The sequence below is a fragment of the Amycolatopsis anabasis genome (assembly GCF_009765355.1).
Classification (GTDB): Bacteria; Actinomycetota; Actinomycetes; order Mycobacteriales; family Pseudonocardiaceae; genus Amycolatopsis; species Amycolatopsis anabasis.
The window spans coordinates 1-4,951 of the sequence record NZ_VTHK01000129.1 but is presented as its reverse complement, the minus strand read 5'-3'; the positions used below and the strand labels follow the sequence as shown (position 1 = coordinate 4,951).

Here is a 4,951-nt window from a genome sequence, read left to right as displayed (position 1 = left end):
AACGCCACCCACGAAATCACCACCGGCCAGCTGATCACCATCGACGGAACCGCGGGCACCGTGCGGATAGAAGACCACGACTGACGGCTCAATTCCTGCACGTGGTCGAGCCTTTCGACCACGATCGTGCCAGCGACCAGGCGGGGGTCGCAGAGGATGCCGGTCGGCCGCGGGTCGTCCAGGATCAGCAGCTGCTGCGGCGGATGACGTCGGTCAAGGCAGCGATTCCAGGATGCGCACGGCGGTGGTGACTCCGTTCTCGGCGCGGATGCGGTGGCCGAACTCCTCGGCATGGCTGGCCATGGCGCGGCTGGTGACGGCGAGGCGGACGGCGTGGGCGAGGCCGTCGGGGGTGAGCCGGTGCTGGGGTTGCGGCGCGGCCGCCACGCCGCTGGCGTGCAGGTGCCGGGCGTAGAAAGGTTGGTCGGCGACGAAGGGACACACGACCTGCGGGCGGCCGGAAGCCAGCGCGGCGCCGGTAGTTCCCGCCCCGCCGTGATGGACGATCGCGGCCATGCGGGGAAACAGCCAATCATGCGACCTGGTCGAGGCAGAGCACGTCCTCGTCGGGTTCGACCGCCTGAATGCCGCCCCACCCGGACACGATCACCGCGCGGACGCCAGCCCGGCGGACGGCCTCGATGACCAGCCGGCCGCGGGCCTGTGGATCGGTGCCGGTCATACTGCCGAATCCAATGTAGACAGGCGGCTGTCCGGCGGCCAGGAAGTCGGACAACTGCTGCGGTGGTGTCCAGTCCGGCGCGGTGGGCAGGAACCAGAATCCGGTGGTGTGCACCGACTCCGGGTAATCCAGGGGAGTCGGCAGCAGGTGCCGGCTGAAGCCTTGCAACACCGTCGCCGAAGTACCGTCCGGACGGCGCAGGACGTTGCGGTGCCCGCGCCGGCGGGGCAGGCCGAGGGTGTAAGTGCGCCAGCGGGCGGTGATCCGGGGGAAAGCGTGCAGCGCGACCCGGATCGGCAGGTACGAGGCGCGGTTGAGCGCCCTGGGCAGCCGGACCGGGATCATCGGATTGGCGAAGGAACGCGTAGGAACCCAGACCGGTTGCAGGCAGACGGGAACGGCCGGCACGCCGAGCCGTTCGGCGACCTCGTGGCCGGGGATGCCGACCTGATGCACCACGAGATCGGCACCGGCCTCGGCTGCGGCGGCCATGTCGTCGAGGACGCGGGCCATCAACGGGGCACTCTTGCGCAGCACCTGCACGGCGATCCGCTTGCCGCGCAGGCCGCGGTAGTTGGTGTCCATCGCCGCACGGACCTCGGGATCACCCATCAGCCGGTTCGGCCCGTCGTCCAAGGGAGTACAGCGCACACCGTGCGACTCGGCCACCGCCAGCGTCCCAGTCGGCGCGGCGAGCACCGGATCATGACCGGCACGGTGCAGAGCGTGCGCCAGCGCCGCGAACGGCTGCACGTCCCCACGGGTCCCGTGCGTGAGAATCAGGACTTTCATCGCTCCCCCTTTGCCTGCATGGACTGCCAGGGCCTGCGGGGCCGTGTCCACACAACCGAGACTATACTGAGTTTTCGGAAAAGTCAGAACACCCAAAACTACGGTGTGGGGAAGGCATCGAGGAGGTTGCGATGGGGCTGGTGTGGCAGACATGACCGCGGCGGAAGAATTCGCGCTCACCTTGACCAAGTACGGGTTGCAGCGGATGACCGCCCGGGTGCTCGGGGCGCTGTTGTTCACCGAGCAGGAGACCATCACCGCGGGCGAGATCGCCGAGCAGCTCGCGGTTAGTCCGGGTTCGGTGTCCACCGCGATCAAGTCGCTGGACGCGGTCGGCTTGATCGAACGTGTGCCCGCTCCGGGCAGTCGGCGCGAGCACTACCGCTTCCCCGACGATGGCTGGGCGCGGCTGATGTCCACCCAGAACGCGGTGGTGCGGATGATGCAGGAAGCCGCGCAGCGCGGTATCGACGCTACCGGTGCGGACAGTCTTGCCGGGCGGCGCCTGGCCGAAATGTGGGATTTCTATGACCACGTCCTGCGCGAGTTGCCCGCGGTGATCGAACGCTGGCGCGTGGACCGGAAGGACGGTGCCTGACATGTCTCGCCGTTTCGCCGACCTCCGGCGCGCGGTCTTCGCCCGGCACTCCAACCCGTGGAGTGCCTGGACCCGGTGGCTGAGTACCCCGCTGGTGCTGGTTCCACTGTGGACACGGCGGTGGAGCCACGCCGCGATCATCGGTGCCTGGATGGCCGTCAACCCGGTCGTTTTCCCGAAACCCGCGCACGAGCACGCCTGGTCTACCCGGGCGATGCTCGGCGAAGAGCTGTGGATCACCGAACGGCCCCGGGATACCGCGATGGCGGTCAATGCGGCGGCCACGCTGGCCGGCATCACCGCACTCGTCGCCGCCCGGCGCCGCCGCGCCGCACCGGCAGCCGGTGCCACCGCGGTCCAGATGGCGCTGCTGCTGGTCTACTGGCGGCTCATGGCCACCTACTACGACCGTCACCAGCGCGGCAGCACCCCCAATCGACGGGACCGTTGACCTGACCGTTCGCGTTGTGCGCAGGAGATACGTCGTCGTGAACGCCAATCGGTCAGGTGAGGTCGGCGAACTGCTCGGTCTGGCGGGTGGTGCCGGCGACGATGAGGGTGTCGCCGGGGAGGACGACGGTGTCGGCGGTGGCGTAGGTGAAGTCCTGGCCGCGGCGTTTGAGGCACACCACGGTGACCCCGTACTTGCTGCGGATTCCGGATTCCCCGAGTGATTTCCCGATGGCGAAGGTGGGTGCCATGGTTTTGACCATGGCGAAGTTGTCCTCGAACTCGATGTAGTCGAGCATCCGCCCGGTGACCAGGTGGGCGACGCGTTCGCCCATGTCGTGTTCGGGCAGCACCACGTGGTGGACGCCGAGCCGTTCCAGGATCTTGCCGTGCTCGCGGCTGATGGCCTTGGCCCAGATGTCGTCGATGCCGAGATCGATCAGCAGCGAGGCGGTGAGGATGCTGGCTTCGAGTTCGGTGCCGATCGCCACCACGGCGCGGGAGAATTCGTGGACGCCGAGCTGGCGCATCGCCTCGAGATCGGTGGAGTCGGCGACTACGACCTGGGTGAGGCTGCCCGAGAGGGCCTGCACGATCCGCGAGCTGCGGTCGATGCCGAGCACGTCGATGCCGCGTTCGGCCAGCTCGACGGCCAGGGAGGTGCCGAACCGGCCGAGGCCGATCACGACGACGCCGGAATCTCGTTTGTGCTCAGCCAACGATGGGTCGCTCCTCCGGTAACTCGTAGCGGCGCGGCCGCGACCTCAGCGCCAGCGCGGCGCCGAGCGTGAGCGGGCCGAGCCGGCCGATGAACATCAACACGGTCAGCATGACATGACCGACCCCGCCCAGGTCGGCGGTGATTCCGGTAGACAATCCGACGGTCGCGAAGGCCGAGACGACTTCGAACAGCACCTTGTCGATCGAGAAGCCGGTGAGGGTCAGCAGGGTCCAGGTGCAGCCGATCACCACGCCCACGCTCAGCAGCGCGATGGTCAAGGCCTGGCGCTGGACGTCGTCGGGCAGGCGGCGGCGCAGCACGTTCACCCGCGGCTCGCCGCGCAGCTCGGCCCAGAGCACGAATCCGAGCAACGCGAACGTGGTGACCTTGATACCGCCCGCGGTACCGGCGCTGCCGCCGCCGATGAACATCAGCAGGTCCATCGACAGCCAGGTCTCGGTGTGCATCCCGGCGACGTCGACGCTGTTGAACCCCGCCGTGCGCGGCATCACGGCCTGGAAGAACCCGGCCAGCAACCGTCCCGGCACCGACAGCGCGGCGAGGGTTTTGTCGTTGTTCCATTCCGCCGCGGTGATCACCACGGTGCCCACGACGAGGAGCAGGGCGCTCATGCCGAGAGTGATCTTGGTGTGCAACGACCACCGGCGCGGAGACCGCCACTGGCGGCGCAGCTCCCACAACACCGGGAACCCGAGCCCGCCGGCGAGGACGGCGACCGCGATCGGCAGGCAGATCCACGGGTCGGTGGCGAAGCGGACCAGGCTGTCCGGCCACAGCGCGAACCCGGCGTTGTTGAACGACGAGACCGCGTGGAACACCCCGAGGTAGATCGCGCGTCCCCACGGCTCGTCGTATCCGGTGGCGAACCGGACGGTCAGGATCAGCGCGGTCACCACCTCGCAGAGCAGGCTGGTCCGTACCACTCCGAGCACGACCTGCCGGGCCGCGCCGGGGCCGACGCTCTTGGTTTCGGCCTGGGCCAGCAGCCGGGTGCGCAACCGCATCCGGCCGCTGATCATCAGCCCGAACAGCGACGCCAACGTCATGACCCCGAACCCACCGAGCTGGATCAGCATAAGGATGACCAGTTCCCCGAAGCCCGACCAGTGCCCGGCGGTGTCCACCACGACCAGCCCGGTGACGCACACCGCGGACGCGGCGGTGAACAGCGCCGTCACCAGCGCCGAGCCGGTACCGGACTCGGCCGCCACCGGCAGCGACAGCAGCACCGCGCCGATCAGCAGGGCGGAGCCGAAGGCGACCACGACCACCCGGACCGGGTGCACGAACTGCAGGAACAGCCGCCGCCACGCTCTGCGCAGGAAGCCGACCACCGCCACGACGCCACAGCGTACGGGCAGAGCGGCATAAATCCGGCCTTAACACGGTCTGTGGTGACGATCACTCTGGCGGAACCGCAGGTGGCAGGGCGTAACCGCGACGGTGACCGAACTGGGTCGGTAAGGCGGTTTGCCTCTGCCTGGCCTTTGCGGCATCTTTACGGGCTGGAGCGCCGGGAAGTCTGGTCGGCACGCCTGCCTCGAACGGGGTAGGCGGACGACTCGGGTAGGGGGACTGGCGTGGCCTTGGTGCTGGCGTTCGGCGTTGTGCTGTTGGTCAGCGTGTCCTTGTCCGGGGTCGCGGCCCGCACTGTCCTGTCCACCGCGTTGCTGTTCCTGCTGGCCGG

Annotated in this window: 6 protein-coding genes; 2 read left to right on the top strand and 4 right to left on the bottom strand. The window is 68.7% G+C overall.

The window, feature by feature from the left end:
- Positions 1-213: 213 nt before the first annotated feature.
- Both FXO23_RS52150 and FXO23_RS50195 read right to left on the bottom strand, forming a co-directional pair.
- Positions 214-516, bottom strand: a complete 303-nt coding sequence (locus FXO23_RS52150) for a glycosyltransferase (protein ID WP_246258659.1) — start codon at positions 514-516, stop codon at positions 214-216.
- Positions 517-532: 16 nt separating this feature from the next.
- On the bottom strand, positions 533-1,474 hold the full coding sequence (locus tag FXO23_RS50195) for a glycosyltransferase (protein ID WP_246258656.1): 942 nt from the start codon (positions 1,472-1,474) through the stop codon (positions 533-535).
- 151 nt (positions 1,475-1,625) lie between these two features.
- On the opposite strand from FXO23_RS50195, the gene FXO23_RS50190 reads away from it, so the two are divergent.
- Positions 1,626-2,072, top strand: coding sequence for a MarR family transcriptional regulator (locus FXO23_RS50190; RefSeq protein ID WP_179957099.1), 447 nt, complete (start codon positions 1,626-1,628; stop codon positions 2,070-2,072).
- Between the two features lies 1 nt (position 2,073).
- On the top strand, positions 2,074-2,523 hold the full coding sequence (locus FXO23_RS50185; RefSeq protein WP_246258653.1) for a DUF6653 family protein: 450 nt from the start codon (positions 2,074-2,076) through the stop codon (positions 2,521-2,523).
- A gap of 52 nt (positions 2,524-2,575) precedes the next feature.
- Here the strand turns inward: FXO23_RS50185 and FXO23_RS50180 are convergent, their stop codons facing one another.
- Together FXO23_RS50180 and FXO23_RS50175 are read right to left on the bottom strand one after the other, a co-directional pair.
- Positions 2,576-3,241, bottom strand: coding sequence for a potassium channel family protein (locus FXO23_RS50180; protein ID WP_158896239.1), 666 nt, complete (start codon positions 3,239-3,241; stop codon positions 2,576-2,578).
- Positions 3,234-4,604 (bottom strand): TrkH family potassium uptake protein, encoded by a 1,371-nt coding sequence (locus FXO23_RS50175; protein WP_246258650.1) that lies wholly within the window; start codon positions 4,602-4,604, stop codon positions 3,234-3,236. Before FXO23_RS50175 ends, FXO23_RS50180 begins: the two co-directional genes overlap by 8 nt.
- Positions 4,605-4,951 lie beyond the last annotated feature (347 nt).